Genomic DNA, 12770 nt, shown 5'->3' on the forward strand with positions numbered 1-12770 from the left:
TTGACTTCGGTGGATGGTCGGTGCACCCTCACCTGTCATGCGGCGATGGCAGGGCGAGGGCATCTACTTCGGCGGCGACTACAACCCCGAGCAGTGGCCCGAGCAGACCTGGTCGGAGGACGTCGAGCTGATGCGACGGGCCGGGGTCAACCTGGTCTCCGTCGGCATCTTCTCCTGGGCACGCCTGGAACCCCATCCCGGACGGTTCGAGTTCGGCTGGCTGGACCGTGTGCTCGACCTCCTGCACGACGGAGGCATCCAGGTCGACCTGGCCACCGCCACCGCCAGTCCACCGCCCTGGCTGCCCCGAGCGCACCCGGAGACGCTGCCCCGACGAGCCGACGGCGCGATCCTCTGGCCGGGCGGACGGCAGGCGTACTGCCCCAGCTCCCCGGTGTTCCGCGAGCGCTCCCTGGAGCTGGTGCGCGCGGTCGCCGGCCGGTACGCCGAGCACCCCGCCGTCGTCATGTGGCACGTCTCCAACGAGCTGGGCTGCCACAACGTGCACTGCTACTGCGACGTCAGCGCCGAGGCGTTCCGGGGGTGGCTGCGCGAGCGCTACGGCGACCTGGACCGGCTCAACGACGCGTGGGGCACCGCGTTCTGGAGCCAGCGCTACGGCGACTGGGCCGAGATCAATCCGCCGCGCACCGCGCCGACGTTCGCCAACCCGACGCAGCAGCTCGACTTCCTGCGCTTCTCCTCCGACGAGCAGCGCGCCCAACTACGCGCCGAACGCGAGGCGCTCAAGACGCTGGTCCGCCAACCGATCACCACCAATTTCATGGTCGGCATGGCCAAGCACATGGACTACCACTCCTGGGCCGGCGACGTGGACCTCGTCTCGAACGACCACTACCTGAACGCCGCCGACCCGCGGTCCCACCTCGGGTTGGCGCTCGCCGCCGACCACACCCGGGGCGTCGCCGGCGGCGAGCCCTGGCTGCTCATGGAGCACTCCACCAGCGCGGTCAACTGGCAGCCGCGCAACGTCGCGAAGCTCCCCGGCCAGCTCCGCCGCAACAGCCTGGCCCACGTCGCCCGGGGCGCCGACGGGGTGCTGTTCTTCCAGTGGCGTGCCTCCCGGGCCGGAGCCGAGAAGTTCCATTCCGCGCTGGTGCCGCACGCCGGCCCGGACACCAAGGTGTTCCGCGAGGTCTGCCAGCTCGGCGCGGACCTCAAGGCCCTCGCCGAGGTGCGCGGCAGCCGGGTCGACGCCGAGGTGGCGATCCTGTTCGACTTCGAAGCGTGGTGGGCGGTCGAGTTGGATTCCCACCCGAGCGTCGACGTCACGTACGCCGACCGCCTCAACGCGTTGTACGGCGCGCTGTGGCGGGCCGGCGTGACCGCCGACATCGTCCACCCGTCGACCGACCTCAGCGGTTACCGGCTGGTCCTCGTACCCACCCTCTACCTCGTCCGCGACGCCGACGTCGAGGCGCTACGCCGATTCGCCGAGGCCGGCGGCACGGCGGCGGTCACCTACTTCAGCGGCATCGTCGACGAGAACGACCACATCCGTCTCGGCGGTTACCCCGGCGCGTTCCGGGACCTGCTCGGCGTCCGCACCGAGGAGTTCTTTCCCCTGCGCGAGGGCGAGCGCGTCGGACTCGACGACGGCGGCACGGTCGACGTGTGGACCGAGTGGCTGCACGCCGACGACGCCGAGGTGCTGGCGTCGTACACCGATGGGCCCTTGCCGGGCGTGCCGGCGCTCACGCGGCGGCCGGTCGGCGCGGGCGCCGCGTGGTACGTCGGCGCCCGGCTCGACGAGCCGGCCACCGACCGGCTGGTCGCCCGGCTGCTCGACGAGGCCGGCGTCCGTCCGGCGGCGCAGGCGCCGACCGGGGTGGAGGTGGTACGACGCCGCGACGGCGAGCGGACCTGGCTGTTCGCGATCAACCACACGTCGTCGGAAGTACGGATCTCGGCGACCGGTGTCGCGCTGTTGACCGGCACGCGGTGCGCGGGTGAGCTGACCGTGCCGGCCGGCGAGGTGGCCGTGGTCCGCGAGGACCGGTCGTAGTGTGGTCGACGGCCACGGTGCGAAGGAGGTTCCCCAGATGCTGGCCCAGCAGCGGCAGAGCGCCATCCTCGACCTGATCCGCCAGCGCGGCGGGGTGCGGGTGAGCCACCTGGTCAGCCGGTTCGGCGTGTCCGACATGACGATCCGGCGCGACCTGGAGGTGCTGGCCGAGCGCGGCCTGGTGGACAAGGTCCACGGTGGCGCGACGCTCGCCGGGCCCGGCTCGGCCGACGAGCCCGGCTTCGCCGCGAAGTCGATCCGCCAGCAGGCCGAGAAGCGGGCCATCGCCGAGCGGGCGGCCACGATGGTGGAGCCGGGGATGGCCATCGCGCTGTCCGCCGGTACGACCACCGCCGCGCTGGCCACCCTGCTGTCCGACGTGCGCGGGCTGACCGTCGTGACCAACTCGATCCCGGTCGCCGACGCGCTCTACCAGAACCCGCGCGCCGACCAGACCGTCGTCCTGACCGGCGGCATCCGTACCCCGTCCGACGCGCTGACCGGCCCGGTCGCCGAGGCGGCGATCAGCGCGCTCAACGTCGACCTGCTCTTCCTGGGCGTGCACGGGCTCAGCCCGCGCACCGGCTTCACCACCCCGAACCTGCTGGAGGCCGGCGTCAACCGCTGCCTCATCGGGGCCGCCCGCCGGCTGGTGGTGCTCGCCGACCACACCAAGTGGGAGACGATCGGCATCGCCACCATCGCGCCGCTGGAGGCCGCCGACGTCCTCATCACCGACGCTGGCATGTCGGCCGAGGCGTGCACCACGATCGGTGAGCAGGTTGGCGAACTGGCCGTCGTCAAGACCGGTTAGGTCAGCGACTTTTCCCACAGCGCCTGAAGATCAGGCCAATCTTCGGTGACCATCCGGGCGGTCGGGGAGTCCAGTTAGGACACTTTTCAATAGCCATCGTCTGTTATCGCTGCTACCGAGAGTGGATGCGCTCAGGGAACTATCAGCAGGCATTCATCTAGTCAAGATCTTGAGTCTCTTGGAAGGATCTCCGTACTCTCCGCTCGTCATCCGGCGTGTGTGGCGGGGGAGGGTGTTGTGCGGACTCAGGCTTGGCCTTCGAGTGTGTTCACCAGGTTGACGCGAGGCCGTGCGGTGCGGTGGGCATCCAGGCTGGCGATGATGCTGGTCCTGGTACTGGTCGCGACCCTGTCGGACGTGCCGACACGCCCCGCCGAGCCGGCCCGGGCCGCACCCGCCGCGGCGGCGGCGCCCAAGCCGACGTGTCCGGACGACCGACCGGACGAGGTGTCGGCCGCGGTGGCGGCGAAGCTGTGCGGTGCGCGGGTCGAGATCGCGGGCCGGCGTACGGAGACGACGCAGCTCTTCGCGAATGCCGACGGCACGCTGACCGAGGAGCAGGCGCTCGCCCCGGTCCGGGTCCGCAACGGCGACAAGTGGGTGCCGGTGGACCTGACCCTCCAGGGTCGTGCCGACGGCACGGTCGCCCCGATCGCCCACCCGCGAGGGCTGGTGTTCGCCGGTGCCGCGTCGACGAACGGTGAGCACGAGGTCGCCTCCCTCGGCCTCGGTGACGACAAGGTCGGCCTGGCGTGGACCGGAGTCCTGCCGCAACCGGTCCTGTCCGGCCGGACGATCACGTACCCGAACGTGCTGCCCAGTGTCGACCTGGTCTTCCACGCCCACTCCACCGGCTACGAACAGCATTTCGTGGTGAAGGACCGGGCCGGACTGGCGCAGGTGCGCAAGCTGACGCTGCCGATCCGGACCGGCAAGCTGACCGCGGCCGGGGACGGCATGGGCGGCCTGTTGTTCAAGGACAAGGCCGGTCGGCAGGTCAGCCGGGCGCAGACGCCGATCATGTGGGACGCCGAGGTCGGTGCCCAGTCCGGCGAGCGACTCAACCGGGCGCCGGTGGGTCTGCGGACGGTCGCGAAGGGCGCGGGTCGCACGGTGGTCGAGCTGACCCCGGACGCGAAGTTCCTCGCCCGCGCGGACCTGACGTTCCCGGTGACGATCGACCCGCCGACGTCGCTGTCACCGTCCTTCGACGCGTTCGTGCAGAACTCGTACTCCAGTGACCAGTCGGGCTCGGCCGACCTGAAGTTGGGTCACTCCACGGACGGCGGAACGTTCACCGCGCGGTCGTACCTGCGATTCAACACCTCCGGTTTCGCCGGCAGCCGGATCATGAGCGCGAAGCTGAAGTTGTGGAACTACCACTCGTGGTCCTGCACCGCCGCCGGCTGGGAGGCCTGGCGGACCGACTACGTCGACTCGTCGGTGCGGTGGACCGACCAGCCCACGGCGCGGGCGAAGGTGGGCACCTCGTCAGAGACCCGGGGCTACAGCTCCTCCTGTGGTGACGGCTGGGTGTACATCGAGGTCGGTGGCGCGCTGCAGTACAGCGCGGACACGTCCGCGACCAGCGCCAGTGTGCTTCTGCGCGCGACCTCGGAGACCACGACCGCAGGCTGGAAGCGGTTCGATTCCGCCGAGGGCACCCATCCGCCGTCCGTCGCGATCACGTACAACAGCGCTCCGAGTGTCCCGAGCGCGCTAGCGGTGTCGCCGTGTTTCACCGCCTGCGGTGCCGGGGCCCGTACCGCCTCGGTTCGGCCGACGCTGTCGGCCAAGTTGGCCGACGCGAACGCGGGCCAGACGCTGCAGGCCGAGTTCGTCGTGCGCAACAAGGCCACCCAGGCGGTCGTGTCCTCGTCCGGCCTGCGCTCGGGCAGCCCGGCGTGGACCAACGGCTCGACCGCCTCGTGGCAGGTGCCGGTGGACCTCGTCAACGGCACCCAGTACGAGTGGCAGGTCCGTGGCAAGGACCCGTGGAACTACGGCGGTTACACCGGCTGGACCACCTTGACGGTCGACACGGACAAGCCGTTGGTGCCGTTCGTTTCCGCCAGCGTGTACCTGAATGACGGCCAGCCGCACGGTGGCGCGGGCGCAGCCGACACGTTCACCTTCTCTCCCGCCTCGGGCACGACCGACCTGGCCGCGTACGTGTACCGGTTCGACTACGACACGGCGGCGACCACGGTCGCGGCGACCGGCACCCAGCCGGTCTCGCTGGCCCCGCGTGACGGGCATCGCACGTTGACGGTGCAGGCGAAGGACTCGGCCGGCAACCTGTCCAACCCGAACCTGTACGTCTTCGAGGCCGGCAGCGCCGCGCTGGCGCAGCCGCTGCCCGGTGCGACCATCGTCAAGCGGACCAAACTTCAGGTCACCACTCCGGTGGCGGGCTACACGCGGGGCTACTTCGAATACCGACGTGGACCCGGCTCGGCGACGCTGCCGGTGCCGTCGGCGAACCTGACCTCGGCCACCGGCGCGCAGATCCTCGCGACCGCCGCGAGTCCGGTAAGCCTCTCCGCGCTCGGCGGGTACGCGGTCTGGAACGCCACCGACACCCTCGGCCTGGTCGGCGGCGTGGTGGAGGTCCGCGCCCAGTTGTACACCGCGACCGGCACGACCCCGGCGTACACGGTGCCGTGGGTGCGGGTGACCGTCGACTCCAGCGGTGACGGAGCCTCGGACGACGAGGTCGGGCCGGGCTCGGTGAACCTGCTCACCGGCGACTACGCGCTCTCCTCGGGCGACGCCGACGAACTCGGGCTGAGTGTCTCCCGCTCGGCGTCGTCCCGGGGCTACCGCGACGGCTACCAGCCGATGGTGCAGCGCCTGACGGCGAACCAGCAGCAGGTCTCCACCGACCTGACCGGGTTCAACGTCCCGTCGACCTCATCGGCGGTCCGGTCGACCGCCAGAGGGCAGGGCGAGACGACTCCGGCCGACTCGTTGGAGATCACCCCGGTCACCACGACCAGCAACGACACCTACGTCGCGGTGGGCGGCGACGGCGGTGGACTCCGGTTGAACATGACGCCGGGTAAGACGTACCGGATGACGGGTTGGGTCTACGTGCCGGCCGCGACCGGTCTGGTGCCGGCGTACACCCAGCGTGGGCTCCGGATCGTCGGTTTCCACCGGGTCAACGGCGTCTACACCGAGGTGTCGTCGAAGATGGCCGCCTACCTCGACGGGTGGCAGGAACTCTCCGTCGACATGACCGTCCCGGCCGGCGCGACGGAGGCGTTCTTCCGCCTCTACAACGGCATGCAGGGCGGCTCGGGCCGCAAGGTCTACTGGGACAACCTCTCCATGACCGAGATCGTCGCGCCGTTCGGCCCCGCCTGGACCGGCGGTGCGACCGGCGGCGCGGCGGACGTCGAATACACCACGGTCACCTTCCCCGAACCGTCCCTGGCCCGGGTCAACACGATCGGCGGCGGCTGGATCACGTTCGCGAAGAACCCCGACGGGGTCAGCTTCACTCCGGAGCCCGGCGCCGAGGGCCTGGTCCTGTCGAAGGTCGGCACCACCTCGTACCGGTTGTCGGAGATCGACGGCACCGCCACCGAGTTCACCTCCCAGGGCGGGGTGTGGGCGGCGACCTCGTCGTGGACACCGGAGTCGGACACCACCTCCCGGTACGTCTACGACACCACCGGCAGTCGTCTCCTGCTGCAAAAGGTGATCAACCCGGCTGAGCCGGGGGTCGACGACACGAACCACTGCACGAGCGCCACCCCGGCCCGTGGTTGCGAGGTACTCGAGTACGTCTACGCCACCGCGACCACCGCCGGCCTGTCGCAGACGGTGTTCGGTGACTACGTCGACCGGGTGACGCAGGTGAGACTGTGGGCCTGGGACCCGGCCGCCTCGGCGACCACCTCCACGGTCATCGCCCGCTACAGCTACGACAACCTGGGGCAGTTGCGCGAGGTGTGGGACCCTCGCGTCACCCCCGCGTTGAAGACCGCCTACGAGTACGGAAACGGGCGGGTCACGAAGGTCACCCCGGCCGGTGAGCTGCCCTGGATGTTCGACTACGGCAACCCCGACGTCGACACCGCCGCGCTGCGCTGGAACCTCGACGAGGGCAGCGGGACGAGCGTCAGCGACGCCTCCGGCAGCGGTCGGACCGGCACCGTCGCCAGCGGTGTCGGTTGGGGCCAGGGCAATGACCCCGACGATCCGGCCGACCGGGCCGCGACGTTCACCGCCGGCACCGGCCAGCAGATCAGCGTCGCCGGGACCGCCCTGTCCAACACCGCCTCGTACACCGTCTCGGCCTGGGTGCGGCTGAACAACAAGGACGGCAACCGCACCGCCGTCTCCAAGGACGGCGCCAGCACCAGCGGCTTCTTCCTCAACTACGTCAAGGAGACCGACCGCTGGGCGTTCTCCCGGGTCACCTCCGACAACACCTCGGCGACCCCGGTCCGGGCCAGCTCCAACACCGGCACCGTGGCGGGGCAGTGGACCCACCTCACCGGCGTCTACGACACCGCGGCCGGGCAGATGAAGCTGTACGTCAACGGCATTCAGCAGACGTCGACCGCCGCGACCGGCGGCTGGAACGCCTCCGGCAACTTCGTCATCGGCCGTGCGAAGTGGGCCGGCGCCGCCGCGAACGTCTGGGACGGCGACATCGACGACGTCCGCGTCTACGGCAAGGCTCTCAACGCCGACCAGGTCGCCGACCTCGCCACCGACGAAAACCCCGGCCGGCTCCTCAAGGCCCGCCGGGCGGCCCTGCAGCAGGGCTCCAAGACCGCCACGGACGGCGAACTCGCCACCAACGTCGTCTACAACGTCCCCCTGACCCAGGCAGCCGGTGGCCCGCACAACCTCAACGCCGCCGCCGCCGCGACCTGGGGCCAGCTCGACCTGCCCACCGACGCCACCGCCGTTTTCGGCCCCGAGGACAACCCGGGCCGTAACAGCGCCATCCCCAGCTCACCCGGCACCGGCGGCTACACCTACGCCACCATCCACTACCTCGGCGCGAGCGGTAAGGAGGTCAACACCGCCACGCCGGGCGGGCACATCGACACCCAGGAGTACGACCGGTTCGGCAACGTCATCCGCACCCTGGAGGCCACCGACCGGGAACTTGCCCTCGGCACCCTCCCCGACTCGAACACCCACCTCGCCGAACTCGGCCTGGCCAACACCGACACCGCCAACCGGGCGCTCGCCCTGTCCACCATCAACAAGTACTCCACCGACGGCATCGACCTGATCGACACCCTTGGCACGACCGTCACCATGGTCCTGGAGAACCCCGTCGCCGACCCGGACGGCAGCGGTCCGCTGACCGCCCTCGATGCCGGCACGACCGTGATCGGCCGCAGCCACGCGGTGAACGTCTACGACGAGGGCAAGCCCGACGGCGCCAGCTACCACCTCGTCACCACCGAGAGCGAGGGTGCCCAGATCGTCGGCTATCCCGACGTCGACGTGCGGGTCAGCAAGAACGGTTACGACGCCGAACACGGCGGCGTGTCCGGGTGGACGTTGAAGACCGCGACGAAGGTCGTCGCCGACGCCGGTGCCGGTGGGCAGAATCTGACCGCGTACGCGGTGCACAACGCCGCCGGGCGGGTCCTCAAGTCCTGGGGGATCGGCTCCTCCGGCTCGGACGCGATGGCCCGTGAGATCGTCTACTACACGGCGGGTACCAACACCCAGGACGCCGCGTGCGGAGACCGGCCCGAGTGGGCCGGCGAGCCGTGCGTGACCCGCGCTGTCGGCGCCGTCGCCGGGCACGACCCGGACCGGATGACCACCGATCTGCCCGTACGCCGGGTCACCGAGTACACCCGCTACGGCGACGAGGCAGTGGTCACCGAGACCTCTGCCGGTAAGACCCGCACCACCACCACCTCTTACGACGCGGCCACCAGGGTGACCAGCGCGGTCATCACGTCGGACGAGGGCGCGGCTCTCGGCGCGGTCACCACGGTCTACAGCCCGACCTCCGGTGACGTGACCCAGACGACGATGGACGGTGCGACCATCACCCGGGAGTACGACCTCCTCGGTCGACTCGCCTCCTACACCGACGCCGACGGCGGCACCACCGTCAACGAGTTCGACCGGTTCGGCAAGGCGTCGAAGGTCTCCGACCCCACCGGCAGTTCGGTCTTCGCGTACGACCGGGTCGCCGAGCCACGTGGCCTGCTCACCTCGGTCACCGACAACATCGCCGGGACCTTCACCGCCAAGTACTCACCCGACGGACAGATCACCGAACTCGGATACCCGGGCGGCCTCACCCGCAGGGACCGGCTCGACGCGAACCTGCAACCCGTCGAGCGCACGTACACCCGCGACTCCGACGGGGCGGTCATCTACTCGGAGTCCGTGGTCGAGAACACCGCCGGCCAGTGGGTGGACCACACCTACACCGGCGGCGGCAAGAACTACGCCTACGACCGGCTCGGCCGGCTGACCAAGGCACGCCAGGACAGTGCGATCACGGGTGGCTGCGTGACCCGCACCTACGCCTACGACAGCCGTACCAACCGCACCAACAGCTCCACCTTCGACCCGGCGGCCGACGGCAGTTGCGACGAGGACGCGGCCGATGCGGAGGCCGACCATACGTACGACACCGCGGACCGCCTCACCGACGCCGGATTCGTCTACGACGCCTTCGGCCGAACCGTGGCGATGCCCGGTGGGCTGACCAACGCCTACTACGCCAACGACCTGGTCCAACGTCAACAACTCGGCGATTCGCGGCAGACCTGGACCCTCGACCCGGCGCACCGGTTCCGTGCCTTCACCACCGAGACGCTTGTCGACGGCAACTGGGCCAACGCCACCTCGAAGCTCAACCACTACGGCGACGACTCCGACGAACCCCGGTGGATCGTCGAGGACACCACCCTCGGCAGCATCACCCGCAACGTCTCCGGACCCGACGGTGACCTCGGCGCCACCACCAGCGCCACCGGAGACGTACGCCTCCAACTGATCAACCTGCACGGCGACGTCGCCGCCACCATCGACCCCGCGCTGACCGAGCCCGAGCTGTTCGACTACGACGAGTTCGGTGTCCCGATGGCGGGGCAGGCCGACCAACGCTACGGCTGGCTCGGCGGCAAGCAGCGCTCCGGTGAGGCGATGGCGGACGTCATCCTCATGGGCGTACGCCTCTACAGCCCCGCCCTTGGGCGCTTCCTCCAGGTCGACCCCGTCGAGGGCGGCAACGCCACCGCCTACGACTACTGCGCCGGCGATCCCGTCAACTGCACCGACCTCGACGGCAAGTTCGGCTGGGGCAGCATCAAGAAGGGCCTGTCCAAGGTCGCGAAGGTCGCCTCCTACGCGTCCATGATCCCCGGTCCCATCGGCACGATCGCCGGGGTTGTCTCGGCCGTCTCCTACGCCGCCACCGGCAACTGGAAGGAAGCCGCCTGGGCCCTCGGCGGAGCAGCGGCAGCGGCCATCGGCGCCGGAGCGGCGGTCAAGGGCGCGAGACTGGCCGCCAGCGCTGCCCGTGCCGCGGCCAAGGCCCGCAAGGCCAGAAAGGCGGCCAAGGCAGCACGGGCGGCGAAGAGATGTAATTCCTTCGCGCCGGACACTCCCGTCCTGATGGCCGACGGACGCTATCTGCCCATCGCGGAGATCCAGGTCGGGGACCTGGTGATGTCCACCGACCCGAAGACCGGGATCTCGGCGGCGCAGCCCGTACTCGGGACCTTCGTCGGGCAGGGCAGCCGGCATCTCGTCGACATCGACCTCGACGGCGACGCCCGTGATGTCCTCACCGCCACCGCCGAACATCCGATCTGGGTCGACGGCAAGGGCTGGACGAACGCCGCCGAGGTCGGTGCCGGGGACGTGATCGTCGGTAGCCGCGGCGAGAAGGCCACGGTCCGACGCGTCCAGGAACGCGGCTGGCTGCCGGGGCAGACGGTCCACAACCTCAACGTCGGCGACACCCACACGTACGTGGTCGCCGTCGACGATCTGGACATCCTCGTTCACAACGCGAGCTGCCCGATCCTGGATGCTGCGCGTAGGGGCGTACCGAGGTCCTCGGGCATGTACATCATTCATCTGAACAACGGCAAGAAGTACGTAGGTATCTCGAAGAACATGCACCGGCGGATCGGGCAGCACGTGAACCGGAGCAAGGGCGCGCTCCGGCGAGAGGGCCTCGGCGCGGCCGATATCAATCACATCTCGCACTACACGTTCAGCAAGGGCAGGAACTCCTGGGCCCGGATGCGGCGGTTGGAGAAGCGCACCATCCGCGCGTTCGGGGGACCCTCTCGGGGGCGCGGTACCCTCTACAACCGAAGTTACTAGGCGAGCGGGCGGAGGAGACGGCACCGTGTTCGGCAATCAGACGGTGAATCCCGGCGAATATCTGCTCTCGGACAGCGTCTGGCGGGAGGGTGACACCCGCCGGTACGTCGAGGGTGGTTGCGATGCCGTCTTCCTCGCCTTCGACAGTGACACCGGTCGGAAGCTCGACCTGAGTTTCCTGCGCGACCTGCCCAATCTGCGCAGGGTCGCGATCGAGGGTCCGTTACGTGATGACACGTTGGTATTCGAACTGGAGGATCTTCTCGGTCTGTCGTTGCTGACGCGGTCCAAGAAGGCGGTCCGGCTCGATCTGACGCCGAAGCTGGACACGCTCGTGCTGTCGGAGCGGCCGGGCCTGGAGACGATCGGCGCGCTGTCGGCCCTGCAAAACCTGACGATCGACCGGTACGCCGGCTCGGACCTGACCCTGCTCGGGGCCAAGTCCGAGCTGGTGTACCTGAGGATCGAAGGGCGCAAGGCCGCCCTGTCCCTGCACGGCGTCGAAGAAGCGCCCCAGCTACGGCAGCTCGAAGTGGTCGATGCCGCCGTGGATTCCCTGGAGCCGTTGGCCCGGCTGGTCGAACTGCAGGAGGTTGTGGTCCGACCCAACGCGAAGTCGGCGCCGGTCGAGCCGCTGCGGCTGGATCCGCTGGCTGGTCTTCCGAACCTGCACACCCTGCGTCTCGGCGCGATCGCGTCGGCGTCGCCCCTCGCCGCCGCGTCCGGTCTGCGGCGGCTCGTGGTCGGCACGGTGCTCGATGGTGACCTGCGTCCCCTGCTCGATCTGCCCGAACACGTGGTGGTCACGGTCCTGGACAACGCCGCCCAGGACCGTGAGGTGCAGCGGTCACGAGCCCGACCGACACCCTAGGGATCGTCGGTAGGTAGGCAGGACCCGTGGTGATCGGCCCGCCGTGCGCAACGGCGGCGGTCCGGCATGATCCGGTCACAGAAAACCCAGTGTCGTACGTCTTGAGCGTCCTCGGCCGACACCGTCATCCCGGCGACGTCGACCTGCGGAATCGAGGTCAGCGACCGAGCGAGCCTCCGGGCCAGCTCCAGCGCCTCGGCCAGATCGGCGACCGCCACCGGCAGGTGGATCACGTGTCGGGGCGGCGGTTCGGTCGCCTCGGTGAACGCCAGCACGGCGTCCCGAGGGAGTGGTACGAAGATCCGGTCCGGTGGGATCACCACTGCCGCCCCTCGGGCCAGGCGCCCTGCCGGGCCCGCAGCGCCCGCTTGACCCGCGCGTTCTCCTCACTGAGCAGCGCCAGATCGTGGTGCAGCGCGGTCAGGTCGAGCGCGACGCGGTGCAGAAACCGCCGCACCTCCCGGGGGTCGAGGCCCCGCCGGCCGAAGCCCACGCTGGCGAACTGATGGTCGCGCACGTGCCGCGGATGCAGGCGGCCACCGTCGTAGAGCGCGCCTCTGGTCATCGGTCACCTCTGCTGTCGTCGGTCCATGGACGCATCGGGGTCGCGGGAGCGTCCTTCTTCGTGGTAGGTATTCGTACAAGTCGGTTCGGAGCCGGGATCACGTCAACCCGACGCTCTAGTTGAGACCCGACGAGAGCCGGTATGCGACTGCCAC

General features: G+C 69.8%; 6 protein-coding genes. 4 read left to right on the forward strand and 2 right to left on the reverse strand.

The window, feature by feature from the left end:
- Positions 1 to 37 precede the first annotated feature (37 nt).
- From ABZ272_RS22010 to ABZ272_RS22025, 4 genes are all read left to right on the forward strand, one after another.
- Entirely contained in the window at positions 38 to 2026 is a 1989-nt protein-coding gene (locus ABZ272_RS22010; RefSeq protein ID WP_355051809.1) for a beta-galactosidase, read from the forward strand.
- 37 nt (positions 2027 to 2063) lie between these two features.
- A complete protein-coding gene (locus tag ABZ272_RS22015; RefSeq protein WP_355051810.1) occupies positions 2064 to 2840 on the forward strand; it encodes a DeoR/GlpR family DNA-binding transcription regulator in 777 nt (258 codons plus the stop codon).
- A gap of 321 nt (positions 2841 to 3161) precedes the next feature.
- The gene (locus tag ABZ272_RS22020; protein WP_355051811.1) at positions 3162 to 11180 is read left to right on the forward strand and encodes a LamG-like jellyroll fold domain-containing protein; all 8019 of its coding nucleotides are present in this window, start codon (positions 3162 to 3164) and stop codon (positions 11178 to 11180) included.
- A gap of 25 nt (positions 11181 to 11205) precedes the next feature.
- Complete coding sequence (locus ABZ272_RS22025) at positions 11206 to 12051, forward strand: hypothetical protein (protein ID WP_355051812.1); 846 nt, start codon at positions 11206 to 11208, stop codon at positions 12049 to 12051.
- Here the strand turns inward: ABZ272_RS22025 and ABZ272_RS22030 are convergent.
- Together ABZ272_RS22030 and ABZ272_RS22035 are read right to left on the reverse strand one after the other, a co-directional pair.
- Positions 12048 to 12284 (reverse strand): hypothetical protein, encoded by a 237-nt coding sequence (locus ABZ272_RS22030; protein ID WP_355051890.1) that lies wholly within the window; start codon positions 12282 to 12284, stop codon positions 12048 to 12050. The two genes, ABZ272_RS22025 and ABZ272_RS22030, sit on opposite strands and share 4 nt — an antisense overlap.
- Positions 12285 to 12367: 83 nt before the next feature.
- The gene (locus tag ABZ272_RS22035; protein ID WP_355051813.1) at positions 12368 to 12616 is read right to left on the reverse strand and encodes a DivIVA domain-containing protein; all 249 of its coding nucleotides are present in this window, start codon (positions 12614 to 12616) and stop codon (positions 12368 to 12370) included.
- Positions 12617 to 12770 lie beyond the last annotated feature (154 nt).

Source organism: Micromonospora sp. NPDC005979 (genome assembly GCF_040614415.1).
Classification (GTDB): domain Bacteria; phylum Actinomycetota; class Actinomycetes; order Mycobacteriales; family Micromonosporaceae; genus Micromonospora.

Bases quoted from the DNA above. Each gene is read 5' to 3' on its own strand.
- ABZ272_RS22020 (WP_355051811.1), top strand. From the start codon at position 3,162: ATGCTGGTCCTGGTACTGGTCGCGACCCTGTCGGACGTGCCGACACGC.
- ABZ272_RS22015 (WP_355051810.1), top strand. From the start codon at position 2,064: ATGCTGGCCCAGCAGCGGCAGAGCGCCATCCTCGACCTGATCCGCCAG.
- ABZ272_RS22035 (WP_355051813.1), bottom strand. From the start codon at position 12,616: ATGACCAGAGGCGCGCTCTACGACGGTGGCCGCCTGCATCCGCGGCAC.
- ABZ272_RS22010 (WP_355051809.1), top strand. From the start codon at position 38: ATGCGGCGATGGCAGGGCGAGGGCATCTACTTCGGCGGCGACTACAAC.